Origin of the sequence: Streptomyces sp. NPDC057616 (genome assembly GCF_042800575.1) — a bacterium.
Lineage (GTDB): Bacteria > Actinomycetota > Actinomycetes > Streptomycetales > Streptomycetaceae > Streptomyces.
The window spans coordinates 71,632-95,878 of the sequence record NZ_JBHVGU010000004.1; the positions used below are offsets into that span (position 1 = coordinate 71,632).

General features: G+C 71.5%; 25 protein-coding genes. 15 read left to right on the forward strand and 10 right to left on the reverse strand.

What is annotated here, in order from left to right:
- The first annotated feature begins 47 nt into the window (after positions 1-47).
- Positions 48-2,096 (forward strand): HelD family protein, encoded by a 2,049-nt coding sequence (locus ACFU97_RS05665; protein ID WP_384251321.1) that lies wholly within the window; start codon positions 48-50, stop codon positions 2,094-2,096.
- A gap of 40 nt (positions 2,097-2,136) precedes the next feature.
- On the opposite strand, the gene ACFU97_RS05670 is transcribed toward ACFU97_RS05665, so the two are convergent.
- On the reverse strand, positions 2,137-3,063 hold the full coding sequence (locus tag ACFU97_RS05670; RefSeq protein ID WP_384251324.1) for a nitroreductase/quinone reductase family protein: 927 nt from the start codon (positions 3,061-3,063) through the stop codon (positions 2,137-2,139).
- A gap of 184 nt (positions 3,064-3,247) precedes the next feature.
- Between ACFU97_RS05670 and ACFU97_RS05675 the strand changes: the two genes are divergently transcribed.
- The 7 genes from ACFU97_RS05675 to ACFU97_RS05705 all read left to right on the forward strand — a co-directional run bounded on the left by ACFU97_RS05675 (position 3,248) and on the right by ACFU97_RS05705 (position 7,868).
- A complete protein-coding gene (locus tag ACFU97_RS05675; RefSeq protein ID WP_384251326.1) occupies positions 3,248-3,874 on the forward strand; it encodes an RraA family protein in 627 nt (208 codons plus the stop codon).
- Between the two features lie 56 nt (positions 3,875-3,930).
- On the forward strand, positions 3,931-4,425 hold the full coding sequence (locus tag ACFU97_RS05680; protein ID WP_384251329.1) for an HAD domain-containing protein: 495 nt from the start codon (positions 3,931-3,933) through the stop codon (positions 4,423-4,425).
- Between the two features lie 112 nt (positions 4,426-4,537).
- Positions 4,538-5,116: a carboxymuconolactone decarboxylase family protein gene (locus ACFU97_RS05685; protein WP_384251331.1), complete on the forward strand. Its 579-nt coding sequence runs from the start codon at positions 4,538-4,540 to the stop codon at positions 5,114-5,116.
- A 38-nt stretch (positions 5,117-5,154) separates the two neighbouring features.
- Positions 5,155-6,006: an RNA polymerase sigma factor SigJ gene (gene sigJ, locus ACFU97_RS05690; protein ID WP_384251987.1), complete on the forward strand. Its 852-nt coding sequence runs from the start codon at positions 5,155-5,157 to the stop codon at positions 6,004-6,006.
- Between the two features lie 76 nt (positions 6,007-6,082).
- Entirely contained in the window at positions 6,083-6,664 is a 582-nt protein-coding gene (locus ACFU97_RS05695) for a helix-turn-helix domain-containing protein (protein WP_384251333.1), read from the forward strand.
- Positions 6,665-6,729: 65 nt separating this feature from the next.
- Positions 6,730-7,401: a hypothetical protein gene (locus ACFU97_RS05700; RefSeq protein ID WP_384251336.1), complete on the forward strand. Its 672-nt coding sequence runs from the start codon at positions 6,730-6,732 to the stop codon at positions 7,399-7,401.
- 131 nt (positions 7,402-7,532) lie between these two features.
- Positions 7,533-7,868 (forward strand): DUF2516 family protein, encoded by a 336-nt coding sequence (locus ACFU97_RS05705; protein ID WP_384251338.1) that lies wholly within the window; start codon positions 7,533-7,535, stop codon positions 7,866-7,868.
- Positions 7,869-7,920: 52 nt separating this feature from the next.
- Here ACFU97_RS05705 and ACFU97_RS05710 read toward each other — a convergent pair whose 3' ends face one another.
- From ACFU97_RS05710 to ACFU97_RS05720, 3 genes are all read right to left on the reverse strand, one after another.
- Complete coding sequence (locus ACFU97_RS05710; protein WP_384251340.1) at positions 7,921-9,225, reverse strand: PP2C family protein-serine/threonine phosphatase; 1,305 nt, start codon at positions 9,223-9,225, stop codon at positions 7,921-7,923.
- A gap of 251 nt (positions 9,226-9,476) precedes the next feature.
- On the reverse strand, positions 9,477-10,550 hold the full coding sequence (locus ACFU97_RS05715; protein ID WP_384251343.1) for an NlpC/P60 family protein: 1,074 nt from the start codon (positions 10,548-10,550) through the stop codon (positions 9,477-9,479).
- Positions 10,551-10,704: 154 nt separating this feature from the next.
- Positions 10,705-11,499, reverse strand: a complete 795-nt coding sequence (locus ACFU97_RS05720) for a class I SAM-dependent methyltransferase (protein WP_384251345.1) — start codon at positions 11,497-11,499, stop codon at positions 10,705-10,707.
- 267 nt (positions 11,500-11,766) lie between these two features.
- Between ACFU97_RS05720 and mshA the strand changes: the two genes are divergently transcribed.
- The 3 genes from mshA to ACFU97_RS05735 all read left to right on the forward strand — a co-directional run bounded on the left by mshA (position 11,767) and on the right by ACFU97_RS05735 (position 15,397).
- The gene (gene mshA, locus ACFU97_RS05725) at positions 11,767-13,104 is read left to right on the forward strand and encodes a D-inositol-3-phosphate glycosyltransferase (protein WP_384251348.1); all 1,338 of its coding nucleotides are present in this window, start codon (positions 11,767-11,769) and stop codon (positions 13,102-13,104) included.
- Positions 13,097-13,597 carry a YbjN domain-containing protein gene (locus tag ACFU97_RS05730; protein ID WP_384251351.1) on the forward strand — a complete coding sequence of 167 codons (501 nt, stop codon included), beginning with the start codon at positions 13,097-13,099 and terminating at the stop codon, positions 13,595-13,597. Before mshA ends, ACFU97_RS05730 begins: the two co-directional genes overlap by 8 nt.
- Before the next feature lie 132 nt (positions 13,598-13,729).
- On the forward strand, positions 13,730-15,397 hold the full coding sequence (locus ACFU97_RS05735; RefSeq protein WP_384251353.1) for a glycosyl hydrolase family 28-related protein: 1,668 nt from the start codon (positions 13,730-13,732) through the stop codon (positions 15,395-15,397).
- 23 nt (positions 15,398-15,420) lie between these two features.
- On the opposite strand, the gene ACFU97_RS05740 is transcribed toward ACFU97_RS05735, so the two are convergent.
- Positions 15,421-16,221, reverse strand: coding sequence for an AraC family transcriptional regulator (locus ACFU97_RS05740; RefSeq protein ID WP_384251356.1), 801 nt, complete (start codon positions 16,219-16,221; stop codon positions 15,421-15,423).
- Here ACFU97_RS05740 and ACFU97_RS05745 point away from each other — a divergent pair.
- On the forward strand, positions 16,220-16,699 hold the full coding sequence (locus tag ACFU97_RS05745; RefSeq protein WP_384251358.1) for a DUF2000 family protein: 480 nt from the start codon (positions 16,220-16,222) through the stop codon (positions 16,697-16,699). The genes ACFU97_RS05740 and ACFU97_RS05745 overlap by 2 nt on opposite strands.
- A 115-nt stretch (positions 16,700-16,814) precedes the next feature.
- Here the strand turns inward: ACFU97_RS05745 and ACFU97_RS05750 are convergent, their stop codons facing one another.
- On the reverse strand, positions 16,815-18,074 hold the full coding sequence (locus ACFU97_RS05750) for an MDR family MFS transporter (RefSeq protein WP_384251360.1): 1,260 nt from the start codon (positions 18,072-18,074) through the stop codon (positions 16,815-16,817).
- Positions 18,075-18,239: 165 nt separating this feature from the next.
- Between ACFU97_RS05750 and ACFU97_RS05755 the strand changes: the two genes are divergently transcribed.
- Positions 18,240-19,001 carry a phosphoglyceromutase gene (locus ACFU97_RS05755; RefSeq protein WP_384251362.1) on the forward strand — a complete coding sequence of 254 codons (762 nt, stop codon included), beginning with the start codon at positions 18,240-18,242 and terminating at the stop codon, positions 18,999-19,001.
- Between the two features lie 79 nt (positions 19,002-19,080).
- Here the strand turns inward: ACFU97_RS05755 and ACFU97_RS05760 are convergent, their stop codons facing one another.
- From ACFU97_RS05760 to phoU, 4 genes are all read right to left on the reverse strand, one after another.
- Positions 19,081-19,698, reverse strand: a complete 618-nt coding sequence (locus ACFU97_RS05760) for a GNAT family N-acetyltransferase (protein ID WP_384251365.1) — start codon at positions 19,696-19,698, stop codon at positions 19,081-19,083.
- Entirely contained in the window at positions 19,695-20,861 is a 1,167-nt protein-coding gene (locus ACFU97_RS05765) for a ThiF family adenylyltransferase (RefSeq protein WP_384251368.1), read from the reverse strand. Before ACFU97_RS05765 ends, ACFU97_RS05760 begins: the two co-directional genes overlap by 4 nt.
- 167 nt (positions 20,862-21,028) lie before the next feature.
- Positions 21,029-21,181, reverse strand: coding sequence for a hypothetical protein (locus tag ACFU97_RS05770; protein ID WP_384251370.1), 153 nt, complete (start codon positions 21,179-21,181; stop codon positions 21,029-21,031).
- A 106-nt stretch (positions 21,182-21,287) separates the two neighbouring features.
- Positions 21,288-21,989, reverse strand: a complete 702-nt coding sequence (gene phoU, locus ACFU97_RS05775) for a phosphate signaling complex protein PhoU (protein ID WP_384251373.1) — start codon at positions 21,987-21,989, stop codon at positions 21,288-21,290.
- Positions 21,990-22,223: 234 nt separating this feature from the next.
- On the opposite strand from phoU, the gene ACFU97_RS05780 reads away from it, so the two are divergent.
- Both ACFU97_RS05780 and ACFU97_RS05785 read left to right on the forward strand, forming a co-directional pair.
- Positions 22,224-23,489 carry a sensor histidine kinase gene (locus tag ACFU97_RS05780; RefSeq protein ID WP_384251376.1) on the forward strand — a complete coding sequence of 422 codons (1,266 nt, stop codon included), beginning with the start codon at positions 22,224-22,226 and terminating at the stop codon, positions 23,487-23,489.
- Positions 23,486-24,166 carry a response regulator transcription factor gene (locus ACFU97_RS05785; RefSeq protein WP_015659563.1) on the forward strand — a complete coding sequence of 227 codons (681 nt, stop codon included), beginning with the start codon at positions 23,486-23,488 and terminating at the stop codon, positions 24,164-24,166. The genes ACFU97_RS05780 and ACFU97_RS05785 overlap by 4 nt, the downstream gene beginning before the upstream one ends.
- Positions 24,167-24,247 lie beyond the last annotated feature (81 nt).

A 24,247-nucleotide genomic window follows, 5' to 3' on the forward strand; every position in this document is an offset into this window, starting at 1 on the left:
TGGTAAAAAATTTAACTCGGTTACGTTATTCCAGTAGGCTCAGTGGAATGACGTCACCCGACCCTGCCCTCCAAGACGCCCTCCGTCGCGAACGCGCCCACCACGACCGCTGCCGCACCGCCCTCGCCGCCATGGTCGACGGCGCTCGGGAGCACGTCTTCACCGGCCAGGACGTCTCCGCCTCCGGGGCCGACGCCGAGGTGCTCGGGTACGAGCTGCGCAGCCGGGCCAAGGCGATGGGGGAGTTGCCTCAAGGGCCTTTGTTCTTCGGGCGGTTGGACTTCGCCGACGGCACGGGACCGCACGCCGGGGAGAGCTATCACGTCGGGCGGCTGCGGATCAGTGAGGAGCCCACCGTTCCGCCCCTCGTCGTCGACTGGCGTGCCCCCGTCTCCCGCGCCTTCTATCAGGCCGGCGCCGGCGATCCGCAGGGCGTCGCCGTGCGGCGGCGGTTCGGGTGGGCCCCCGGGAGCCGCGGTGACTCCGCCGATCTCACCGGGCTCGAGGATGAGCCACTCGCAGATCAACCCAGGAGTGGACGGCCGCAGGTCAGCGGTATCGTCGCCCGGGAGATCGAGCGGCCCCGCGTCGGGCCCATGCGGGACATCGCCGCCACCATCCAGCCCGAGCAGGACGATCTCGTACGAGGGGATCTCGGCCTGTCCGTGTGTGTCCAGGGCGCTCCCGGCACCGGCAAGACCGCCGTCGGGCTGCATCGCGCCGCCTATCTCCTCTACACCCACCCCCAGCGCATCCGCCGCGGCGGTCTGCTCATCCTCGGGCCCAACCGGACGTTCCTGTCGTACATCTCCGAGGTGCTGCCCGCGCTCGGGGAGACCGGTGTGCGGCAGTCGACGCTTCAGGAGGAGATCGCCCGGTGCCCGGTCCGGGGGACGGACGGCGAGGGGACCGCCGTCGTCAAGCATGACGCCCGGATGGCCGAGGTGTTGCGCCGGGCGCTCTACGCCCGCGTGTCCACCCGGAACGTCGACTCCCTTGCCGTCAAGGACGGTTCGTACTGGTGGCGCGTGCGGGCAGGCGAGCTCGTGCGCATCGTCCAGGACGTGCTGGCCGAGCGGCCGCCGTACGGCATCGGCCGGGAGAGGGTGCGCGGGCGGGTGGTGCGGTGCCTGCAACTGCAGGCCGAACGGCGGGCCGGGGCGCAGAGCGCGGCCTGGGTGCAGAAGGTGTCGAGGGCCCGGGCCGTCAAGGAGTACGTGGATGCGGTTTGGCCGCGCGTTCGTCCCGAGGAGGTCCTGGCCGACCTCCTCACCGACAGCGATGCGTTGGCTGCCGCCGCCGACGGGTTGCTGGACGCCGACGAGCAGAAGGCGCTGCTCTGGGCCAAGCCGCCCCGGTCGTGGAAGTCGGCCCGTTGGTCGGCCGCCGATCTCGTCCTGCTCGACGAGGTCGCCGGGCTCATCGAGCATCCGGAGGGCTACGGCCATGTCGTCGTCGACGAGGCGCAGGACCTCTCCCCGATGGAGTGCCGGGCCATCGCCCGCCGGGCGTCCTTCGGTTCGCTCACCGTCCTGGGTGATCTGGCGCAGGCGACCACGCCCTGGGCGGCACGGTCGTGGGACACGGTCCTGCGGCACCTGGGCAAGCCGGACGCCGCCGTCGTGCCGCTGACCATCGGATTCCGGGTTCCGGAGGCCGTCGTCTCGCTCGCCAATCGGCTGTTGGCGCGTCTCGATGTGGACGTTCCCGCCGGTCGATCCCTGCGGAGGGATGGGGAGTTGAGGGTGCGCGAGGTCCCGGTGGGCGACGTGACCGGTGCCGTCGTGGACGCCGTACGGCATGCGCTCGAGCGTGAGGGGTCGGTCGGGGTCGTCGCCGCCGACGGGCAAGTGGGAGATATCGACGAAGTACTCGCCGCTGCTGGGATTGTCACCTCCGGGCCCGATGATCTCCGGGCCCGGGTGTCCGTCGTGCCGGCCTCGCTGGTCAAAGGGCTTGAGTACGACAACGTCGTCGCCGTGGAGCCCGCCGCCATCGCCGAGGCGGAGGCGCGCGGGCTGCACCGGCTGTACGTCGTGCTGACCCGGGCCGTGTCGCGGCTGGAGGTGGTGCACGGGCGGCCGTTGCCCTTCTAGGACGCGCTCCAGAAGGCCCCGGCCGCCCGTTCCCGCTAGGTCACGCGCCGAGGAGTGGCAGCAACTCCTGCTCCTCGTACGTGAGATGCGCTTCCAGGTCGAGCGTCAGACGTTCCACCTCCGCGCGCGCCTCCGCCGGATCCGTGGCGTCCGCGCCCACGGCCCGCCGCAACTCCGCCACCAGCTCGGCGATCCGCTCGTGCTCCTCGCGCAGGCGCTTCAGCGTCGGTTCCGCCGACGGGTGCTGGGTGCCGATGTGCGGGAACAGCATCGTGTCCTCGCCGGTGTGGTGGTTGTGCAGGCCCTGGCAGAAGGTCAGGCAGTTGATGCGGAGCTGGGCGCCAAGGGAGACGTTGCCACCGCCACCGCCACCGCCACCGCCACCGCCACCGCCACCGCCACCGCCACCGCCACCGCCACCGCCACCGTCATTTCCGTTGTCGAGGACCTTCGCCATCTCCTCTCGTATCAGGGCGAGTTCGCGGCGAAAGGCGTCGTGTACGACCTTGATTCCCTCGGCGAGCGAGGACGCGTTGACGCGCGGCGGGCCGCCCTGGGCGATCGCGGACAGGGCGACCACCGGGATGAGACGTGTGGTCTTGTCCTGGTACGCCGCCCAGCCCGGGTCCGTCTCCACCGCCCGGGCCCAGGCCCGGTCCCGCTCGTCGCCCGTGAGGACGTCGGCCTGCGCCTCGTACGTGAACGAGCCGCTTTCCACGGTGACTTGGGGATGGGCGAGGAGATTGCGGTACCAGTCGGGGTGCTTGGGGGAGCCGCCCGCCGAGGCGATGACCAGGACGCGGTCGCCGCCGTCGGGGAGGTAGCCGACGGGGGTGGTGTGCCGGGTGCCGGTGCGGGCGCCGGTGGTGGTGAGCAGGAGCAGGCGGGCTTCCGCGAAGTAGCCGGTCAGGCGGCCCTTGTTGGCCCGGAACTCGTCGACGATCTTCTGGTTGAAGTCGTTGGGCATTCTCTTCTTTCTCTGTCGCTGGTGTCTTCCGTCGATGTCGATCTCGATCTCGAACCCGAAGGCAACGCAGAGAAAAGGGCGGGCTCCTGGCCCGCCCTGGCCTCACTCAGAGGCCGGGCACCCAACTCGCTCGCGGCACATGGCCGACCCGGCAGTCATGGAAAGGGACGGTAGCGTCCGGGACATGACTGACGCCACCGACTTCCAGGCCGTGCCCACCACCACCCTCGCCGACCTCCTCGGCCGCGCGCAGGTCATGGACATCGGCATCCGTCCGTTGTGGGGGCCGGGCGCGCGGCTGGCCGGGCCCGCCTTCACCGTCAGCTGCCCGCCCGGGGACAACCTGATGCTGCACGCGGCGATCCATCGCGCCGGGCCCGGAACGGTCGTCGTGGTGGAGTCCGGGGACCTGGACTGGGCGCTCGCGGGCGGCAACGTCTGCGCGGTCGCCCAGCGCCGCGGCATCGCGGGCTTCGTCCTCGACGGGCTGATCCGCGACCTGACCGAGGTGCGGGAGATGCGCTTCCCGGTGTTCGCCCGGGGTGTCATCCCGATCCCGGGTGCCAAGTCGGCCGTACGACCGCTGGGCGAGCCCGTGACCTGCGGTGGCGTACGGGTGACGGCCGGGGACGTGGTCATGGCGGACGAGGAGGGCGTGGTCGTCGTGCCCGGCGGCCGGCGGGACGAGGTGCTCGCGGCGGCCCGGGCCCGGCTCGCGAAGGAGGCGGGCGAGTCGCTGGACGCGTGGGAGGCGGCGCACCGGGCGCGTATCGACAAGATCCTGGCGGAGCAGGGGTTCGAGGGCTCGTAGAGCTGCGCGCACCGATCGGGTTTCGCGCCGGGCGCCCTTCGCCGATCCTGTCGGTGATGCTTCTCTTCCTCGATGTCGACGGCACGCTGCTCCCCTTCGGGTCGGCGTGCGCGTACCCGTCGTACGAGGCGCGCTTCGACGTGCCCGCCGAGGCCGTGGAGCATCCGCTGCTCGGCCGGGTCGATCCCGCGCTCGGCGCGCGGCTGACCGCGCTGGACTGCGAGCTGGTGTGGGCGACGACCTGGATGGACGACGCGAACGTCTGCCTCGCGCCCTGGCTCGGTCTGCCGCCGCTGCCGCTGGTGGACTGGCCGGACGAGGACGAGCTGCCGGCGCCGCTGCACTGGAAGACCCGGCCGCTGGTGGACTGGGCGGACGGCCGCGCCTTCGTCTGGGTCGACGACGAGATCACCGCCGCCGACCGCGACTGGGTCGCCGTACATCATCCGGCGCCCGCGCTGCTGCATCAGGTCGACCACCGGTACGGGCTCACCGAGCGGGACTTCGCCGTGGTGGAGGAGTGGCTCGGCGCGCGTCGGGCCGGGCGGTGACCCACCGGCCACCCCGGATGTCACATCCCCGCGGCAGGCGGTGTCTTCATGCCGACAAGGCACGAACGCCCGTCTGCGGACGACGCAGACGCAGACGTACCGGGAGAGAACCATGACGCTACGAGTCCCGAAGGCCGAGCTTCCCGCCGAACTCCGCACCGCCCTGACCGAGCAGCTCGGCACCGTGCCCGAGCCCGTGGAAGTGCTGTGGAACAACCCGAAGCTCGCCGAGGCCAGCCAGTACCACTCCGCGCAGGTGGCCCGGTGGGACGCGGTCGACGCGAGCCTCAAGAGCTTCGCGCACATGGCCGTGGCCGCCCAGATCGGCTGCAGCTGGTGCCTCGACATCAACTACTTCCTCGCGCTCGACCAGCGGCTGGACCCGGCCAAGGCGAGCCAGGTGCCGCGCTGGCGCGACGCGGACGTGTTCACGCCGCTGGAGCGGGAGGTGCTGGAGTACGCCGAGGCCATGACGAACACCCCGACGACCGTCACGGACGAACTGGCCGCGAGCCTGCTGGAGCAGCTCGGCGCACCGGCGCTGGTCGAGCTCAACGCCTACATCGGCTACGCCAACATGGCGGCCAGGTGCAACACCGCCCACGGGATCACCTCCCAGGGCTACTCCGACGCCTGCGAGATCCCGCTCGCCGCGCGCCCCGCCGCCACCGGCGCCGCGTCGACGGCATGACCGAGGACCCGCCCGTCATGACCGAGGACCCGCCCGTCATGCCCCACGACCCCTTCCTCACCCACCGCAACCTCCTCTTCACCGTCGCCTACGAAATGCTCGGCTCCGCCGCCGACGCGGAGGACGTGCTGCAGGAGTCGTGGCTGCGGTGGTCCGGCGTCGACCGTGCGCAGGTGCGCGACCCGCGGGCCTACCTCGTCCGTACGGTCACCCGCCAGGCGCTCAACCGGCTGCGCACGATGGCGCGCAGCCGTGAGGAGTACGTCGGCGAGTGGTTGCCCGAACCGCTGCTGACCAGCCCCGACGTGGCCGAGGACGTGGAGCTCGCGGAGAGCGTGTCGATCGCGATGCTGACCGTGCTCGAAACGCTCGGGCCCACGGAACGGGCGGTGTTCGTCCTGCGCGAGGTCTTCGAGATGCCGTACGGGGAGATCGCCGAGGCCGTCGGGAAGACGCCGGCGGCGGTGCGGCAGATCGGGCGGCGGGCCCGCGAGCACGTGGCGGCCCGCCGGCCGCGGGTGCGGGTGAGCAGGTCGGAGCAGGAGGCCGTGGTCGAACGGTTCCTGGCCGCACTGCGCACCGGCCGGCTCCAGGACCTGCTGGACGTGATGGCTCCGGACGTGGTCATGATCGCCGACGGCGGGGGACTGGCGGCGGCCGCCGCGGAACCGGTGCACGGCGCCGAACTCGTGGCGAAGCTGCTCGCCCGCCCGGACCGGTCGGTCTCGGTCGTCTGGCTCAACGGTGAGCCCGCCGGCCGGGTGGAGATCGACGGCCGGGTGGCCGCGGTGAGCCTCGTGGTGGAGAACGGCAAGGTCACCCGCATCCACGCGGTCGCCAACCCGCGCAAGCTGACGCGCCTCGACGAGCCGACGGAGCTCGCGAGGTAGGAGACCGGACGTGGCGTGGCGCACTTTTGCAAGCACGTGCTTGCAATAGTTAGCGAGGGTGGTGCAAGGTAGAGGCATGGCATCGCTCAACGTCGGCAATCTCGGCGAGTACCTGCGCGAACAGCGGCGCTCCGCGCAGCTGTCGCTCAGGCAGCTCGCCGACGCCGCCGGGGTGTCGAATCCGTATCTGAGCCAGATCGAGCGCGGGCTGCGCAAGCCGAGTGCGGAGGTGCTGCAGCAGGTCGCCAAGGCGCTGCGGATCTCCGCCGAGACGCTGTACGTGCGCGCCGGCATCCTCGACGCCGAGCGGGACCGGGACGAGGTGGAGACGCGCGCCGTCATCCTCGCCGATCCCACGCTGAACGAGCGGCAGAAACAGGTGCTGCTCCAGATCTACGAGTCCTTCCGCAAGGAGAACGGATTCGGGAGCGGCGCGGACGACAAGGAGACCGATCAGGCCCCGGCGGACGGCGAGGTGGTCCTGACCACCGAGCCCGGGCCGGGCCCGGCGGCGGTCCCGGACGCGGAGGACGACACCGCCATAGGCCGCACCCGCAAGACCCCTGCGGCCGGCGGACGGAAGTCCGCCACGCGCCGCACCCGCACGTCCGACGGCAGTGACGCCGAACCGCACGACCCGCAGCGGCCCGCCGGCTGACCACCGGCCCAGGTTGCCCGCGGGACCAAAACCCTCAGCTGAAAGTGACCGGGAGGTCCATCGCCATGGCCATCACCGACGATCTGCGCAAGACCCTCAGCGACCCGACGCCGCTGTACTTCGCCGCCGGCACCGCCGACCTGGCCTTCCAGCAGGCCAAGAAGGTGCCCGGCCTGGTGGAGCAGCTGCGCACCGAGGCCCCGGCCCGGTTCGAGGCCGTCCGCAACACCGACACCAAGGCCGTCCAGGAGAAGGCCCAGGCCCGCGTCAAGGAGACGCAGGCGCGGGTCAAGGAGACGCAGGAGTCCCTGCAGACCAAGGTCAGCGAGTTCATCGCGACCCTCGACGGCGACCTGAAGAAGCTCGGCTCCACCATCGACGCCGACCTGAAGAAGTGGGGCGAGTCCGCCCAGGACATCGCGCTGCGCGGTGTCGGCGTCGCCGCCGAGTACGCCGTCAAGGCCCGTGAGACCTACGAGAAGGTCGCCGAGCACGGCGAGCAGGCCGTGCGCACCTGGCGCGGCGAGGCCGCCGAGGGCATCGAGACGGTCGCCGAGGAGGTCGAGGACCTCGCCGTCGCCGTCGAGCCCAAGGCCGAGCCGGTCGAGGTGAAGGGTGCCGCCAAGCCCGCCGAGGCGAAGGCCGAGCCCGCCGCCGCGAAGAAGCCGGTCGCCCCCAAGAAGGCGCCGGCGGCCCGCAAGACCACCGCGAAGAAGACCACGCCGCCCGCGAAGTGACACGGACGGGTGATCGGTAACGGGTCGGGCACTCCTGGAGTGCCCGACCCGTTCCCCGTACAGCGGCAGTGTGCGAACGGGTACGGTGACCGCACAGGAACAAGCCGAGTCTGGTGGTGGACGTAGTGCTGATGCAGGGGTTCGCAGGCTTCATGTGGCTGCTGAGCATGGCCCTGATCGTGTTCAGCGGCTTCGCGCTGATCGACGCCGCCACGCGCCGCGAGGACGCCTATCGCGCGGCCAGCAAGCAGAGCAAGCCGTTCTGGCTGATCATCCTGGCGATCGCCTTCGTGGTGAACCTGATCTTCAACATCCTGTCGTTCCTGCCGGTGATCGGCCTCATCGCGACCATCGTGTACATGGTCGACGTGCGCCCGGCCCTGCGCGGCCTGCCGGGCGGCGGCCGCAACGGCCGCCGGGGTTCGAGCAGCGACGGCCCGTACGGCCCGTACAACGGCGGCCGCTGAGTCAGCCGCCCCATGGCGGCCGAGCAGGGCCGGCCCCCCGCAGTCCGGGCCGTCAGGCTTCCCGGTCCAGCAGCAGCACGGCGACGTCGTCGGTCAGCTCGCCGCCGTTGAGCTCGCGCACCTCGTTCACCGCCGCCCGCAGCAGCTCCTCGCCGCGCAGGCCGTCGGCGAGCTGGCGGCGCACCATCTCCACCATGCCGTCCTGGCCGAGCCGTTCCCGGCCCACGCCGATCCGGCCCTCGATCAGACCGTCGGTGTAGAGCATCAGGCTCCACTCACGGCCGAGATCCACCTGCATCCGCGGCCACCGCGCGCCCGGCAGCATGCCGAGGGCGGGGCCGTTGTTGTCGTACGGCAGCAGCCGGGCCGGCCGGCCCGGGCGGGCGATCAGCGGGGACGGGTGCCCGGCCAGGCACAGCCCGGCGCTGCGGCCGTCCGGCGAGATGTCCACCGTGCACAGCGTCGCGAAGATCTCCTCGTCGGCGCGCTCGTGCTCCAGCACCTGCTGCAGGGTCCCCAGCAACTGGTCGCCGCACAGACCCGCCAGGGTCAGCGCGCGCCAGGCGATGCGCAGCTCCACGCCGAGCGCGGCCTCGTCCGGGCCGTGCCCGCAGACGTCGCCGATCATGGCGTGCACGGTCCCGTCCGGGGTGCGTACGACGTCGTAGAAGTCACCGCCGAGCAGGGCGCGCGAGCGTCCCGGGCGGTAGCGGGCGGCGAACCGCAGGGAGGAGCCCTCCAGCAGCGGCGTCGGCAGCAGCCCGCGCTCCAGGCGGCGGTTCTCCTGGGCGCGCACCCGGCCCTCGGCCAGGCGCCGCTCGGCCGTGTCGGAACGTTTCCTCTCCACGGCGTAGCGGATGGCGCGGCTCAGCAGCTGGGTGTCGAGTTCGTCGCGGAAGAGGTAGTCCTGGGCGCCGACCCGCACCGCCTCCGCGCCGCGCTCGGCGTCGCCGGACGCGGTGAGGGCGAGGACGGCGTGCCGGGGCGCGAGCTCCAGCACGTGCCGGAGCACGGCCAGCTCGTCCTCGTCGGCACCGCGGCCCGGGGCCGGCAGTGCGAGGTCCAGCAGAATGCAGTGCACGTCGTCGGTCAGCAGCCGCTCGGCCTCGGTGAGGTTGCGGGCCGTGCGGACGCGGATCGGCCGGCCGGCCGCGTCCTGCAGTTCGGGCACGACCGCTGAGCCGCCGGGATCGTCCTCGATCAGCAGCAGCGTCAGGTTCGTGGTGGCGGCGTTGTTGTCGACCGTTGCTTCCTTGCGCGAAATCTCGTCCTTGGAGGTGCCGCCTGGTTGTGCGGCCGGAGCCTGACCACTCTCCGCGGCCGGGATCGCTCTCTGCCGCGGTATGGGTACGGGCATCGTCTTGAGTTCCTTCCCTCCCCCCGAGGGCGTGGTGGGCGAGAGATCTCGATCCACCGACGGGGACCATAGCGGGTGGTGGTGCCGTAAAGGAATGGTGTGAGACACGCCGCTTGGCGAGGCGCCAGCGTCATATGCCGCGATCCGTACCGCAGTTGGACAGGAGAGCCGGCGGACCGGAATGACGAACGTCACGTCCGCCATGCGTTTACAGGGGTGTTCGGCGTGCCCTGGGTCACGTGACCTGCCTCTCAGGCGTCGGGCCTGACCACCCCGAGGATCGGCATCGAGCCCGCGCCCGTGATCGTCACCGTCCGCCCGGGCCGTGGGGCGTGGACGATGGCACCGTCACCGATGTACATCCCGACATGGGTGGCGTCGTGGAAGTAGATGACCAGGTCGCCCGGTCGCATGTCCTTCACGTCGATGTGCTTCAGCTGCTTCCACTGCTCCTGCGAGGTGCGCGGAATGGCGTGGCCGGCGTCGGCCCACGCCTGTGAGGTGAGCCCCGAGCAGTCGTAGGTGTCCGGCCCCTCGGCGCCCCACTCGTACGGCTTGCCGATCTGGGCGGTGGCGTACGCGACGGCCTTCTTGCCCTCGGCGGACGCCTTGCCCTTGATCTCGTCGAGGACGCCGGAGTCGAGCCAGGCGGTCTGGGCCTTGAGGGCGGCGTCCTCCTCCAGCTTGGCGAGGCGCTCCTTCTCCTTCTTCGCCAGCCGGGCCTCGAGCTTCTCGGCCTCCGAGATCTGCTTCTTGATCTTCTTGCGGGCGGCGTCCTTCGCCTTGCGGTTGGCCTCCAGCTCCTTCCACTGGGCGGAGGCGTCCTTGGCGTACTGCGCCAAGTCCTGCTGCGTCCGGGTCAGTTCCCCGATCAGGCCCTTGGCGGCGCGCTCGCCCTGCATGGTCCGGTCCGCGCCGTCGAGGAACTCCTGCGGGTCGTCGCTGAGCAGCAGTCGGGCCTCGTCGGGCAGGCCGCCGGTGCGGTACTGGGCGGCGGCCGCGGCACCCGCCCGCTCCTTCAGCCGGTCCAGCTTCTGCTGTCCCTTGACGATCTTCCTGGCCAGCTCGACGATCGCGGCGGACTGCTTGTCGGCCTTCTCCTGGGCGGCGTTGTACGAGTCCGTGGCCACGGCGGCGTCGTGGTACAGCTTGTCCAGTTTCGCCCGAACGGCCTCAAGGTCCTTGTCGGCAGCGGGGGTAGAGGGGGCAGACGGAGACGCGGTCGGCTCAGGGACGGCGAACGCCGTACCCGGCACGGCCAGCACGGTGACCGCGCAGACCACGGTCACGGCCGTCGCGATCAGGCCGCGCGTGCCCGTACCCATACCGCCACCCCAAACTGATTTACCGTCAGTAACTTACGGATGCCTGGGGGATCGTGCCACGGCGACGCGCAAAACGACAGACCGCGTCGCTCCCCGCCTTTGGGACGAACGGCTCAACGTGATCGTTCCCCGCAGGTCAACCCGCCTCCGGCGGTCACCCGCGAGGGGTCAACGCGCTCCACTCCACCGTCACTTCACCTTGCCGCCACCGCACGGGCCCGTCGGCCAGCGGCCAGTCACCCGCAAGATCCCCCACGGCCCGCACCCACCGCTGCCGGGCGCCGTAGGAGGCGTAAGGAGCGGCCGCCGCCCAGGCCCGGTCGAAGTCACGCAGAAACGCGTGCACGGCTTCCCCGGGCACATTGCGGTGAATGAGCGCCTTGGGCAGCCGCTCCGCGAGATCGGACGGCCGTTCAAGAGACCCCAGCCGGGCGGCGAAGGTGACCGTCCGAGGCCCCTCCGGCCCGAGCGCGACCCACACATGCCGCCGCCCGATCTCGTCACACGTCCCCTCGACCAGCAGCCCTCCGGGTGCAAGCCGTCCGCACAGCCGCTCCCACACCCCCGCAACGTCCGCTTCCTCGTACTGCCGCAGCACATTGGCGGCACGCACGAGCATCGGCCGCCCGGCAACAGGAATCTCAAATCCCCCGTGCACAAAGACAAGCCCGTCCCGCTCACAGGACTTGGCCGCAGCCACCCGCTCGGGCTCGATCTCCACCCCCACCACCCGCACACGCGGGGCAACCGCCCGAAGGCGCACGAGCAACTCCACAGCGGTCCAGGGCGCGGCCCCATACCCGAGATCAACAGCAACAGGATCGTCGACCCGCCGCAGGGCGGCCCCATGCGCGGCGGCGATCCACCGATCCATCCGCCGCAGCCGATTGGGATTGGTGGTCCCGCGCGTCACCGTGCCCACGGGACGGCGGACGGCGCGGGAAGTCATACGTACGAGGGTATGCGCCGCAGCGACGAGCCCCCGACCCCCACCAACGCGACGTGCGCAACGCGCACCCCCGAACGTGCCAGAGGGCGTCGCGGGCATCCTGCCCGCACCCCTACGCACCACACCCCCGAACAGTTGAGCGACACCCGGTAATGCCTAGGCAAAATTAACGCCGCCCGGAATGGGAACACACCCCTCCGCTGTTGCCCACCTTGGAGGGAGCCCCACACCCTCCTCCAGGCATGCCCGCACAAGGAGGAACGCCACGTGAGCCAGTACGTCAGCAGGCTCGGGCGTCGCTCGCAGGCAACGCCCCCGCGGCTCCGGCTCCACCGCCGCCCCCGCCGCGTGGCCATGCTCTCCGTACACACCTCCCCCCTGCACCAGCCCGGCACGGGCGACGCGGGCGGCATGAACGTCTACATCGTCGAGCTTGCGCAGCGCCTCGCCGCGATCAACATCGAGGTGGAGATCTTCACGCGCGCCACCGCCGCCGCCCTCCCCCCGACCGTGGAACTCGCCCCCGGCGTCCTCGTCCGCCACGTCGACGCCGGCCCCTACGAGGGCCTGGCCAAGGAGGAGCTCCCCGCCCAGCTCTGCGCCTTCACCCACGGCGTGATGCAGGCCTGGGCCGGCCATCGCCCCGGCCACTACGACCTGGTCCACTCCCACTACTGGCTCTCCGGCCACGTCGGCTGGCTCGCGGCCCAGCGCTGGGGCGTCCCGCTCGTCCACGCCATGCACACCATGGCCAAGGTCAAGAACGCCAACCTCGCCGACGGCGACACCCCCGAGCCCGCCGCCCGCGTCATCGGCGAGACCCAGATCGTCTCCGCCGCCGACCGCCTCATCGCCAACACCTCCGAAGAGGCCGACGAACTCGTACGCCACTACTGCGCCGACCCCGCCAAGGTCGCGGTCGTCCACCCCGGCGTGAACCTCGACCGCTTCCGCCCCGCCGACGGCCGCGCGGCAGCCCGCGCCCGCCTCGACCTCCCGCAGGACGCCCTGATCCCGCTCTTCGCGGGCCGCATCCAGCCCCTCAAGGCCCCGGACATCCTGCTGCGCGCGGTCGCCGCCCTCCTCGACCGCCGCCCCGAGCTGCGCTCACGCATCCTGGTCCCCGTCGTCGGCGGCCCCAGCGGCAGCGGCCTCGCCAAGCCCGAGGGCCTGCAGAAGCTCGCCGCCCGCCTCGGCATCGCCGACGTCGTACGCTTCCGCCCGCCGGTCGGCCAGGAGCAGCTCGCGGACTGGTTCCGGGCGGCCTCCGTGCTCGTGATGCCGTCCTACAGCGAGTCGTTCGGCCTGGTCGCCATAGAGGCGCAGGCGGCCGGCACCCCCGTGCTCGCCGCGTCCGTCGGCGGCCTCCCGGTCGCCGTCCGCGACGGAGAGACCGGCTTCCTCGTGCGGGGCCACAACCCCGCCGACTACGCGCGCGTCCTGAGTGACTTCGCCGACGACCCGGCCCTGCCCACCCGTATGGGGGCGGAAGCGGCCCGGCACGCGCAGTCGTTCGGCTGGGACACCGCGGCCGCCGCGACGGCGGACGTCTACACGGCCGCGATGCAGGCGCACCGCCGTCGCGTACGCTCCCACCATGGCTGATGCACAGAACGCGGCCCAGGTGATCGAGGACGTCCTGAAGGACGCCGAGCTCGAATGGGAGAGCCCGGAAGCCGGCAACTACGTCGTGCAGCTCCCCGGCACCCGCAAGCTGAAGACGACCGTCTCGCTCCTGGTGGGCCGCCACTCCCTCTCGCTGAACGCCTTCGTCATCCGCCACCCCGACGAGAACGAGCCGGGTGTCCACCGCTGGCTCCTGGAGCGCAACCTCAAGCTGTACGGCGTGAGTTACGCGGTCGACCGCCTCGGCGACATCTACGTCACCGCCCGCCTCCCGCTCTCCTCGGTCACCCCGGACGAGATCGACCGCCTCCTCGGCCAGGTGCTGGAGGCGGCGGACGACAGCTTCAACACCCTCCTGGAACTGGGCTTCGCCACCGCGATCCGCAAGGAGTACGCGTGGCGGGTGTCGCGCGGCGAGTCGACGCGCAACCTGGACGCATTCACGCACCTGACCCAGCGCCCCGCCGACTGAATGAACCCCCGCAGCTGATTGACCCCTGCAGGACCCTTTCCCGCTCCCCGTACGCCATGCCATGCTCACGCCCAACGCAGATATGAACGTCGTTCACAACCATGAAAACGTCGCATGGGAAGGACGTACGGAATGAGCACGGCGCACCACGGCATGACCAGACGCAGCGTTCTCGTCACCGCCACTGCGGTGGCCGCCGCCGCGGCGACCGGCACACCCGCCCTCGCCGCTCCGGCGCGCGGCGGCCAAGTGCCGACCCTCTGGCGGGAGTTCACCCGCACCCCCTTCACCCATCCGCAGATCCCGTACGTCGGCCGGGCCGGCTACGGCGGCGGGGCGGCGCGCTTCCCCCGCCGCCCCGTCGTCGCCGACGTACGCGACTACGGAGCCGTGGCGGACGGCACCACCGACTCCGCCCCCGCGATCAACCGTGCCATCGCCGCCGCCGGACGGGCCGGCGGTGGCACGGTCACCATCCCGCCCGGCACCTTCCGCATCGACGACCTGATCCGGATCGGTCACGACAACGTGGTGCTGCGCGGCGCCGGAAGCGGCCGTACGACGCTGTACGCCACCCGGAGCCTCACCGAACTGATCGGCGTCTACGGCTCCCGCTACGGCGGCACCAAGTCGTCGTGGTCCTGGGCGGGCGGCCTCATCTGGATGGCGCCGAAGGCCCGTTGGGACTCCCTTGTCGCCGCCATCGAGGAGCAGGCGTGGCCCTTCGAGGGCTGGACCGGCAACAAGCGGGACGAGTGGCGGGCCCTGACGCCGATCGAGCCCGCGCGGCAGGGCTCCTGGACCGTGCGGGTGGCCGACCCCGCCCGCCTGCGCCCCGGCGCCCTGGTCCTGCTCCGCCTCGCCGACGACCCGGCCCACACCCTCCTCCAGCACATGGCGGGCGGCGGCCCCGGCCCGGCGGCGTACTACTGGGAGGACAAGACCAAGCTCCTCAGCTACGTCCCCTACGAATGGCCCGTCCGCATCGCCCGCGTCCGCGGCCGCACCGTCACGCTGGAGCGCCCGCTCCCGCTGGACCTGCGCCCCGAGTGGACGCCCCAGTTCACCACCCACGTACGGGAGTTGACGGGTGCGGGCGTCGAGGGCCTGACCCTGCGGATGATCCCGACGCCGCAGTCCGAGCACCTGCTGGACAAGGGCTACAACGGGGTCGTGCTGCAGTGCACGTACGACTGCTGGGTGGACGACGTCACTGTGCGCGACGTGGACAACGGCTTCGGCCTGGTCGCCGCCTCCTCCTGCACCCTGCGCCGCACCCGGGTGGGCGGCCGCGGCGAGCACCACCCCTACTTCTGCCGCGAGGGCTCGCACGACAACCTGGTCGAGGACTTCACCATCGAGGAGCGCACGGTGCCCGCCCCGGCCAACACCCAGCTCCACGGCATCAACGTCGAGGGCCTGTCCTCCTACAACGTCTGGTCCCGCGGCGACATGCGGATGGGCACCTTCGACAGCCACCGCGGCCTGCCCTTCGCCAACGTCCGCACCGACATCACGGTCGACAACAACGGCCGCCACGGCGGCGACGCCAGCGCCGGCCCGCTCTTCGGGGCCCGCTTCACCCACTGGAACGTCCGCGTCACCAACGGCAGGGCGGGCCTGGTGAAGATCGACCGACTGGCGCCGTACTCCGCGACGGTGGGCGTCGACGAGGTGACGGAGTTCGACCAGATCGACGTCCCGGACTTCACGGGCGACCTGCACTCCCGGCTGGAGCTGTATCCCTCGACGGACGCGGTGCGCCCGCGCAACCTGTACGAGGCGCAACGGGAGTTGTAGACGGTGGCCGGGACCGGGCGGCGTCAGCCGCGTACCGTCCGCGCGTACCGCCCGGGCGTGACCCCCACCAACTTCCGGAAGTGCCGGGTGAGATGGGACTGGTCGAAGAACCCCGTGGCGGACGCGACCTCGCCCGCCGGGCGCCCGTCGAGCAGCAGCCGGCGCGCCCGGTCCACCCGCCGCGAGTTCAGGTACTGGTGCGGGGCGATGCCGTAGGCCGTGCTGAACGCCCGTACCAGATGCGTCGGATGGGCGTGGACGAGCGCCGCGGCCTCGTCGAGGGTGAGCCCGTCGACGACGTGCTCGTCGAGGAGTTCGCGCAGCCGGCGCGCGAGCGCGGGGTCGGACCGGGACCCGTCGGCGACCTCTCGCGGCCGCAGATGGCCGCGCAGCCGCTCGCCGATGAGCGTCAGCCTGCTCTCGGCCTCCAGCTCGTCCCCGGCGTGCGCTAGGGCCGCGTGCAGCTGCCCGACCCGGGTGCGCAGCACGGGATCGCGCAGGTCGGGCTGGTCGACCGCGGCCCCGATGAGCTCGTCGGGCAGGCGCGTGGCGTCGAGATACAGGACCCGCTTGCGGAAGCCGTAGGGCGTTGCGGGGGAGCCGTTGTGCGGGACGTGCGGCGGCAGCAGGGTGACCGTGTCGTGCGGCGTGCCGTGCTCGTTCCGCTCCAGGTCGTAGCGCACGGCACCGTCGTCCACGATGAGCAGCGTCCACGCCTCGTGGACGTGCATCGGATACGCGTACTCGGTGAAGTGGGCGTGGAAGACCTCGACGACGCCGGGTACACGGGGCCGCCAGGCGGACACTTCCGGCTGCGGGGCCATGCAAAGAACGTACAAGACGAGGCCGCGGGCCGGTCGGCAGTCTCGGAGTATGAGCGACGACGCACCCATCCGTTTCGACACCAAGATCGCCGTCCTGCTGCGCGAGGACCTGGAGCCCTGGCAGCGTCTGAACGTCACCGCGTTCCTGGTCAGCGGCCTGGGCAGCCAGGTCCCCGAGGTGATCGGCGAGCCCTACGAGGACGCGGACGGCGTCCGTTACCTCCCCATGTTCCGCCAGCCGGTCCTGGTCTTCGAGGGCGCGAAGGAGACGCTGCGGTCGGCCCACGCGAAGGCCCTCTCCCGCGCGCTGCCGCGCTCGGTCTTCACCTCCGACCTGTTCAGCACCGGCAACGACCGCGACAACCGGGCGGCGGTGCGGGCCGTGGGCACGGACGGGCTGGACCTGGTGGGCCTCGCGGTCTACGGACCGAAGAACGCGGTGGACAAGGTGATCAAGGGTGCGCGGATGCATCCGTGAGGCGCGGGCGGTGAGAGGTGAGAAGTGAGCGCGGATGCACCCGCGAGGCGAGGGCGCCGACGCGAGCGCGGATGCATCCGTGAGGCCGGGGCCGCTGACGTGAGCGCCGCGGGCCTCAGCTCGCGGGGACCTCCGCCGCGCCGGTGGCGGCGGCCGGTACCGCCGCCGCCGTCCCCGCCGCCGGAAGGCGCCGCATCAGGGCCCCGTACCCGACGGCCGCCACCATGCCGACGACGGCGCACAGCCCCCACAGCCACTCGGCCCCGAACCGGTCGATGACCAGGCCGGACATCAGCGGGGCAACGAGCGCGGCGAGGGACCAGGACAGGGTGTACATGCCCTGGTAGCGGCCGCGGCCGTGCACCGGTGAGAGCCGGACGACCAGGCTGGTCTGCGTCGGCGCGTTGACGATCTCGGCGAGGGTCCACACGCAGACGGTGAGCGCGAAGACGCCGACGGAGCCGGCGAAGGCGGTGAGCCCGAAGCCGTAGCCGGCGAGCAGCGACGAGATCACGAGCAGCCGGCGCGGGTCCCGGCGTTCGATGAACCGCGTGACGGGGATCTGGAGCGCGACGATGATGACGCCGTTGAGCGCGATCGCCATGCCGTAGTCGGCGGGTGTGAACCCGGCCTGGCCCATCGCGACCGGCAGGCCGATCGAGCCCTGCTGGAAGACGACGGCGACGAGGAAGGACAGGCCGACGACGCCCATGTAGCGCCCGTCGCGCAGCACGGTCCCGAGCCCGACCTCCTCCGCGGCCTTCCCGGCCGCCGTCCGCTGCGGCCGGGATTCGGGCAGCTTCAGGAAGACCAGGACCGCGCAGACGGCCGTCATCCCGGCCTCGATCAGGAACCCGGCGAGATAGCTGAACTCGGCGATGAATCCGGCGGACATGGAGGAGACGGCGAAGCCGAGGTTGATGGCCCAGTAGTTGAGGGAGAACGCGCGGACGCGGTCCTCGGGCCGGACGATGTCGGCCATCATCGCCTGGACGGCGGGCCGGGAGGCGTTCGACGCCATGCCCACCAGGAACGCGACCGAGGCGATGGCGACCGGGTCGTGCATGAAGCCGAGCAGGGCGACGGAGCCGGCGGTGGCGGACTGGGCGATCAGCAGGGTGGGGCGGCGGCCGAGCCGGTCGGTCATCACGCCGGCACCGAGCGAGGAGACGACCCCGCCGAGCCCGTGCAGGGAGGCGACGAGGCCGGCGTAGGAGGCGGAGTAGCCGCGGTCGATCGTCAGGTACAGCGCCATGAAGGTGGCGACGAACGCCCCGAGGCGGTTGACGAGGGTGCTCGTCCACAGCCACCAGAACTCCCGGGGGAGCCCCGAGACGCTCTCCCGGGCGGCACGTCTCAGACTGGCGACGGACATCAGGATCCCCCACGGCACGGCAAGAAGATGTGTAAGTGCCCCAAGGGGCAGGCACAACTTACTGAGCCGCCGTCCGCACCGGCCAGTCAATTAACGGATCCCGTCAACTGTCCGGCTGATGGGCGGGCCTGCTGGGGCCCGAATGCGTGGATTACGCTCTGGGGCATGGCCGACGCACCGTACAAGCTGATCCTCCTCCGCCACGGCGAGAGCGAGTGGAACGCGAAGAACCTGTTCACCGGCTGGGTGGACGTGAACCTGAACGAGAAGGGCGAGAAGGAGGCAGTCCGCGGTGGCGAGCTCCTGAAGGACGCCGACCTTCTCCCCGACGTGGTCCACACGTCCCTCCAGAAGCGCGCGATCCGCACGGCCCAGCTGGCCCTCGAATCCGCGGACCGCCACTGGATCCCGGTCCACCGCAGCTGGCGCCTGAACGAGCGCCACTACGGCGCCCTCCAGGGCAAGGACAAGGCGCAGACCCTCGCGGAGTTCGGCGAGGAGCAGTTCATGCTGTGGCGCCGCTCCTACGACACCCCGCCGCCCCCGCTCGAGGACGGCACCGAGTTCTCCCAGTCGGACGACCCGCGCTACGCCTCCATCCCGCCGGAGCTGCGCCCGCGCACGGAGTGCCTCAAGGACGTAGTCGGCCGGATGCTCCCGTACTGGTACGACGGCATCGTCCCGGACCTGCTGACGGGCCGCACGGTCCTGGTCGCGGCCCACGGCAACAGCCTGCGCGCCCTGGTCAAGCACCTGGACGGCATCTCGGACGCGGACATCGCGGGCCTGAACATCCCGACGGGCATCCCCCTCGTCTACGAACTCGACGCCGACTTCAAGCCCCTCACCCCGGGCGGCAGGTACCTCGACCCCGAGGCGGCGGCAGCGGCAATCGAGGCGGTCAAGAACCAGGGCAAGAAGAAGTAGTTCTTGTCATCGAGCCCCCGACCTGCGCTCTTACGGCGCGGATCGGGGGCTTTGCACGACCAGGGCGCGCCCTGGGCCCTCAGCGGCCCGAGGCCGGTTGCCGGAGGTGGGGCAAGCCCCCGAGGATCGTCTGTTCTGTTCGGGTGGCGGTGCGGCGCCATTCCGGGGCGCGGGCGGCGTACGTGGTGACGTCGTGCCAGCGGCCCTGGGTGTGGAACAGCTCGCGCAGGGTGGCCTCGGGGTGCAGGCCGGCGGCGAGCATGACCTCGTGCATGCGGGTGTGGTCGGCCCGGTGGCCGGCCCAGATGCGGTGCAGGCCCAGCCGGCCGAAGCCGTAGGCCATCAGCAGGCGTCCGGCCTCGTGGCCGTGGCCGCGTACGGAGGCGTCGGGCAGCAGGACCAGCCCGGTGAGCATGGCGTTGCGCCCGTAGTCCTCGACCAGCAGGCCCATGGTGCCGATCATGGTGTCGTCGCCCGGCGCGCAGATGGCGAGGGTGTGCCTACGCCGGGGATGGGTGTACGGCTGGGCGAGGCACTGCGCGAAGGCGTCCTGCGCCTGGCGCGCGTCCATGCGGTCGATCCCGAGATAGCGGGTCAGGACGCGGTGGGTGTGGATGCGTTCGAAGGGCGCCAGGTCGGTGGCGCGCAGTTCGCGCAACCACAGGTGGTCGCCGTGCAGTTCGGGGACGTGGTTCATGGCGCGGTCCCGGCGGGTACGGCGCGCTCGGCGGCGACGAGGGCCTCGAGGTCCACGTAGTAGCGGCCGGAGGGGACCGGGGCGCCCAGCAGGATGCGGCGCGCGGTGTCGGTGACCAGGGCTCCGCCGAGCATCACCCCGCTGGCCAGCTGCGGCCAGCTCGACAGCGTGTCGCCGATCCGCCCGAGGGCGTCCGTCATGGCGGGGCTGAGACGGCTCTCGTCGACGATCCGCAGCAGCACCTCGAGCGCACCGGCGCGGTCGAGATCGTGGACGTCGCGTGCCGTGATGCCGTCCGCGCGGCCGTGGAAGAGGGGACGGCCGGGCTCCTCGTCGAAGCGTTCCACGTCGAGCAGGCCGCGGTCGTTCGCGTCCATCAGGACCGGGATCCGCCGGGCGCGGGCGTACTCCCGGGCCGCGACCTTCGCCCACAGGGTGTCGCACTCCTCGACGAGCAGGTCGAGCCCGGAACCGGGGGCCGTACCGAAGAAGTCGCCGATCGTCTCCTCCGTGACGCCCCGAGGGTGGATCTCGACGTCGAGGTACGGGTCGATCTCGTACATCTGGCGCGCGCACAGGACCGTCTTCTCCACGCCGAGGTCGTGGACACCGGCGCGCAGCCGGTTGAGGTTGGACAGGCCCAGCCGGTCGAAGTCCGCGAGACGGAACGATCCGCCCACGCCCTCCATCACACAGGTGAGCGCCGCGCTGTTGCCGACGGACAGGCCCAGGACGCCGATCCTGCGGCCGAGCAGCGCCTGCTGTTCCGCGCGCGTGATCTTGTCGCGGTTACGGTCGGTGCGCACCAGCCGGAACTCCTCGGCCGGCAGTACGTGCACCAGCCGTCCCGACCACGGATACCAGACCCAGGTGCCGTAGCGGCGGCGGGGAACCCCGGCGCACACAGCGGTGACGGCGGCCGTGAGGGCGGGCCCCTCCAGCGACGCTCCCGGCCACAGGCAGCGGACCAGTTCCTCCAGCTGGTCGTCGATGCGGTCGTGGACCTCCCGTACCGCCCCCGACTCCCGCAGCGCCGTCAGCGCCGCCTGGCCGTCCTTGTCCGAGGGGTCGAGCAGGACTGGCCTGAAAGCGTTCCGTGTGTCGTGGACCGGCTCAGGGCAGGACCGTACGTGCGATTCCGCGGTGGTTTCCGAATGCGTCACGAGCGGAAGCTAGCAGCCGGACGATCTTGGAAAGCCCTTGTCACACGGGGGTGCACGGTCGAATTCATGCGCGACCGCTCATCACCTGCGCGCACCGGCCGCACCCCACGAAAAAGGGCCCCGGCACGCACCGGGGCCCTTCGTCGGCGTACGGAGTCGTCAGGCGGTCAACCGCACTGACAGGGATTGCCCGACTGGCACCCGCAGCCGCAGCCCGAGCCGCAGCCGCACGCGCCGAAGAGCGGGAGGCTCTTGATCTCGGCGGGCTGTTCCGTCTCGCGCTCCTGCGTCGGGTCGGGCGGGGTGGGGGCTTCGGCCATGCGTCCTCCTGGAGACCTAGAGGCTGATGCCTCTGCCCATTGCATGCCCGCTTCACCGGGCGCATCAACGGCGCACTGTGGCGCCCGCACGCCCTGCCCCTCCGCCCTACGCCCCCTCGGCGCCCGCCACCGGCTGGATCTCCGGCTGGATGTCGCCCTGGAGGTCGTCCGCGTGCTCACCGGTCACCAGGAACACCACGCGCTTGGCGACGGCCACCGCGTGGTCGGCGTACCGCTCGTAGTAGCGGCCGAGGAGGGTGACGTCCACCGCCGTCTCGATGCCGTGCTTCCAGCGGTCGTCCAGCAGGTGCTGGAAGAGGGTGCGGTGCAGCAGGTCCATCTCGTCGTCGTCCTGCTCCAGCTGCATCGCCAGGTCGACGTCCTTGGTGACGATCACCTCGGCCGCCTTCGCCATCAGGCGCTGCGCGAGCTGGCCCATCTCCAGGATGGTGGCGTGCAGGTCGTGCGGGATCGCGCGCTCCGGGAAGCGGAGGCGGGCGAGCTTCGCGACGTGCTGGGCCAGGTCGCCGGAGCGCTCCAGGTCGGCGGACATACGCAGGGAGGTGACGACGATGCGCAGGTCGGTGGCGACCGGCTGCTGCCGGGCGAGCAGGGCTATCGCACGCGCCTCCAGGTCGTGCTGGAGCTCGTCGACCTTCTTGTCGCCCTCGATGACGCTCTCGGCGAGCTTGAGGTCGGAGTCGAGGATGGCGGTCGTGGCGCGTCCGATCGCCGACCCGACGAGCCGGGCCATGTCCACCAGACCGTCGCCGATCGAGTCAAGTTCCTCGTGGTACGCGTCCCGCATCAGGGATCCCTCTCTTACGTGTTCTTCGGGGCTGCCGGGGCAGGGGCGGGGGCCCGTGACCGTCGTCCGACCGGCGCTTCGCACCCCACGCTCCCACGTTCCGGCTTGTACGCGTCGTTTTCCGCCATCCCAAATGAACCAATACTGGCGCCAAGGTGAACTCTGGGCGACGAGTGTTCGAGGTCGCACCCGGACGGCTGTGGGGATGTCGGACAGCATGCCTAACCTGGTGGCATGGACGTGAACGCGGCGGTCGCCGCAGCGGCAGCGATCGCCGGGGTTCTCACCGGCGTGATCGCCATGCTGGCGTTCCGCTGGAGCGAGCGGGAGCAGAAGCGCCCCACGCGTACCTCCCTCCACACCGACCCGGTGCTGCCACCGGGTGTGGACACCGTCCTGTCCGTGCTCCGGTCGTCGGCCGTCGTCCTGGACGAGGCCGACGCCGTCGTGAAGGCCAGCTCCGCGGCGTACGCCCTGGGCCTGGTCCGCGGCGGCCGGCTCTCGGTCGAGCCGATGCTGCAGATGGCCCGGGACACCCGGCGGGACGGGGAGATACGCCAGGTCGAGCTGGACCTGCCCCGGCGGGGGACCGGGCGGGGCGAGGCTCTCGCCGTCTCCGCCCGCGTCGCCCCCCTCGGCTCCCGGCTGGTGCTCCTGCTGGTCGAGGACCTCACGGAGGCCCGCCGCATCGAGGCGGTGCGGCGGGACTTCGTCGCGAACGTGAGCCATGAGCTGAAGACACCGGTCGGAGCCCTCTCCCTGCTGTCCGAGGCCGTCATGGACGCCTCCGACGACCCGGAGGCGGTCGAGCGCTTCGCCGGCCGTATGCAGATCGAGGCCACGCGCCTGACCAACCTGGTGCAGGAGCTGATCGACCTCTCCCGCGTGCAGAACGACGACCCGCTGGAGGACGCCGAGCCCGTCCGCGTGGACGAGCTGGTCGCCGAGGCGATCGACCGCTGCCGCCACCAGGCCGGCGCCAAGCAGATCACCATGGCCGCCGGAGGCACGGCCGACCTGCACGTCTGGGGCAACCGGGGCCAGCTGGCCGCCGCCCTCGGCAACCTGGTCGAGAACGCCGTGAACTACAGCCCGGCCCGCACCCGCGTGGGCATAGCCGCCCGCCGGGTGACCGCGCCCGGCGGCGAGCACATCGAGGTGGCCGTGACCGATCAGGGGATCGGCATCTCGGAGAAGGACAAGGAGCGCATCTTCGAGCGCTTCTACCGCGTCGACCCCGCTCGCTCCCGTGCCACCGGCGGTACGGGACTGGGGCTGGCGATCGTCAAGCACGTGGCCGCCTCGCACGGCGGGGAGGTCACGGTGTGGAGCTCGGAGGGTCAGGGCTCCACGTTCACCCTGAGGCTGCCGGAGGCGGGGGTTGCCCGCGACCGCGCGCACCAACATCCCGACCTGGACGATCTCGACGACGAGGCCGGCCGCACCACCCCCCAGTCATCCCCGTACGAACCGCTTCCCGCCCCGGAGGTCCTTCCGTGACCCGAGTGCTTGTCGTCGAGGACGAGGAGTCCTTCTCCGACGCCCTGTCGTACATGCTCCGCAAGGAGGGCTTCGAGGTCGCCGTGGCGACCACGGGCCCCGACGGACTCGACGAGTTCGAGCGCAACGGCGCCGACCTCGTCCTCCTCGACCTGATGCTGCCGGGGCTGCCCGGCACGGAGGTGTGCCGCCAGCTGCGCGGCCGCTCCAACGTCCCCGTCATCATGGTGACGGCCAAGGACAGCGAGATCGACAAGGTCGTCGGCCTGGAAATAGGAGCCGATGACTATGTCACCAAGCCGTTCTCCTCGCGCGAGCTGGTCGCCCGTATCCGGGCCGTCCTGCGCCGTCGCGGCGAGCCCGAGGAGGTCACCCCGGCGGCGCTGGAGGCCGGCCCGGTCCGCATGGACGTGGACCGCCATGTGGTCACGGTCTCCGGCTCCAAGGTCGACCTGCCCCTCAAGGAGTTCGACCTGCTGGAGATGCTCCTGCGCAACGCGGGCCGGGTACTGACCCGTATGCAGCTCATCGACCGCGTCTGGGGTGCCGACTACGTGGGCGACACCAAGACCCTCGACGTCCACGTCAAGCGCCTGCGCGCCAAGATCGAGCCGGACCCGGGCGCCCCGCGCTACCTGGTCACGGTCCGCGGCCTCGGCTACAAGTTCGAGCCGTAGACCACCCCGGGCGCCCCGCGCGCCCCGCACGAACGCCGAAGGGCGGGACCTCCCAGGAGGTCCCGCCCTTCTTCGGCTACG

Coding starts and splice junctions, on each gene's coding strand:
- ACFU97_RS05760 (WP_384251365.1), bottom strand. CDS start 19,698: ATGAACCACGTCCCCGAACTGCACGGCGACCACCTGTGGTTGCGCGAA.
- ACFU97_RS05735 (WP_384251353.1), top strand. CDS start 13,730: ATGAGCACGGCGCACCACGGCATGACCAGACGCAGCGTTCTCGTCACC.
- ACFU97_RS05730 (WP_384251351.1), top strand. CDS start 13,097: ATGGCTGATGCACAGAACGCGGCCCAGGTGATCGAGGACGTCCTGAAG.
- phoU (WP_384251373.1), bottom strand. CDS start 21,989: ATGCGGGACGCGTACCACGAGGAACTTGACTCGATCGGCGACGGTCTG.
- ACFU97_RS05740 (WP_384251356.1), bottom strand. CDS start 16,221: ATGGCCCCGCAGCCGGAAGTGTCCGCCTGGCGGCCCCGTGTACCCGGC.
- ACFU97_RS05680 (WP_384251329.1), top strand. CDS start 3,931: ATGCTTCTCTTCCTCGATGTCGACGGCACGCTGCTCCCCTTCGGGTCG.
- ACFU97_RS05745 (WP_384251358.1), top strand. CDS start 16,220: ATGCAAAGAACGTACAAGACGAGGCCGCGGGCCGGTCGGCAGTCTCGG.
- sigJ (WP_384251987.1), top strand. CDS start 5,155: ATGCCCCACGACCCCTTCCTCACCCACCGCAACCTCCTCTTCACCGTC.
- ACFU97_RS05700 (WP_384251336.1), top strand. CDS start 6,730: ATGGCCATCACCGACGATCTGCGCAAGACCCTCAGCGACCCGACGCCG.
- ACFU97_RS05755 (WP_384251362.1), top strand. CDS start 18,240: ATGGCCGACGCACCGTACAAGCTGATCCTCCTCCGCCACGGCGAGAGC.
- ACFU97_RS05675 (WP_384251326.1), top strand. CDS start 3,248: ATGACTGACGCCACCGACTTCCAGGCCGTGCCCACCACCACCCTCGCC.
- ACFU97_RS05720 (WP_384251345.1), bottom strand. CDS start 11,499: ATGACTTCCCGCGCCGTCCGCCGTCCCGTGGGCACGGTGACGCGCGGG.
- ACFU97_RS05695 (WP_384251333.1), top strand. CDS start 6,083: ATGGCATCGCTCAACGTCGGCAATCTCGGCGAGTACCTGCGCGAACAG.
- ACFU97_RS05665 (WP_384251321.1), top strand. CDS start 48: ATGACGTCACCCGACCCTGCCCTCCAAGACGCCCTCCGTCGCGAACGC.
- ACFU97_RS05770 (WP_384251370.1), bottom strand. CDS start 21,181: ATGGCCGAAGCCCCCACCCCGCCCGACCCGACGCAGGAGCGCGAGACG.
- ACFU97_RS05780 (WP_384251376.1), top strand. CDS start 22,224: ATGGACGTGAACGCGGCGGTCGCCGCAGCGGCAGCGATCGCCGGGGTT.
- ACFU97_RS05710 (WP_384251340.1), bottom strand. CDS start 9,225: ATGCCCGTACCCATACCGCGGCAGAGAGCGATCCCGGCCGCGGAGAGT.
- ACFU97_RS05705 (WP_384251338.1), top strand. CDS start 7,533: ATGCAGGGGTTCGCAGGCTTCATGTGGCTGCTGAGCATGGCCCTGATC.
- ACFU97_RS05715 (WP_384251343.1), bottom strand. CDS start 10,550: ATGGGTACGGGCACGCGCGGCCTGATCGCGACGGCCGTGACCGTGGTC.
- ACFU97_RS05685 (WP_384251331.1), top strand. CDS start 4,538: ATGACGCTACGAGTCCCGAAGGCCGAGCTTCCCGCCGAACTCCGCACC.
- ACFU97_RS05750 (WP_384251360.1), bottom strand. CDS start 18,074: ATGTCCGTCGCCAGTCTGAGACGTGCCGCCCGGGAGAGCGTCTCGGGG.
- ACFU97_RS05670 (WP_384251324.1), bottom strand. CDS start 3,063: ATGCCCAACGACTTCAACCAGAAGATCGTCGACGAGTTCCGGGCCAAC.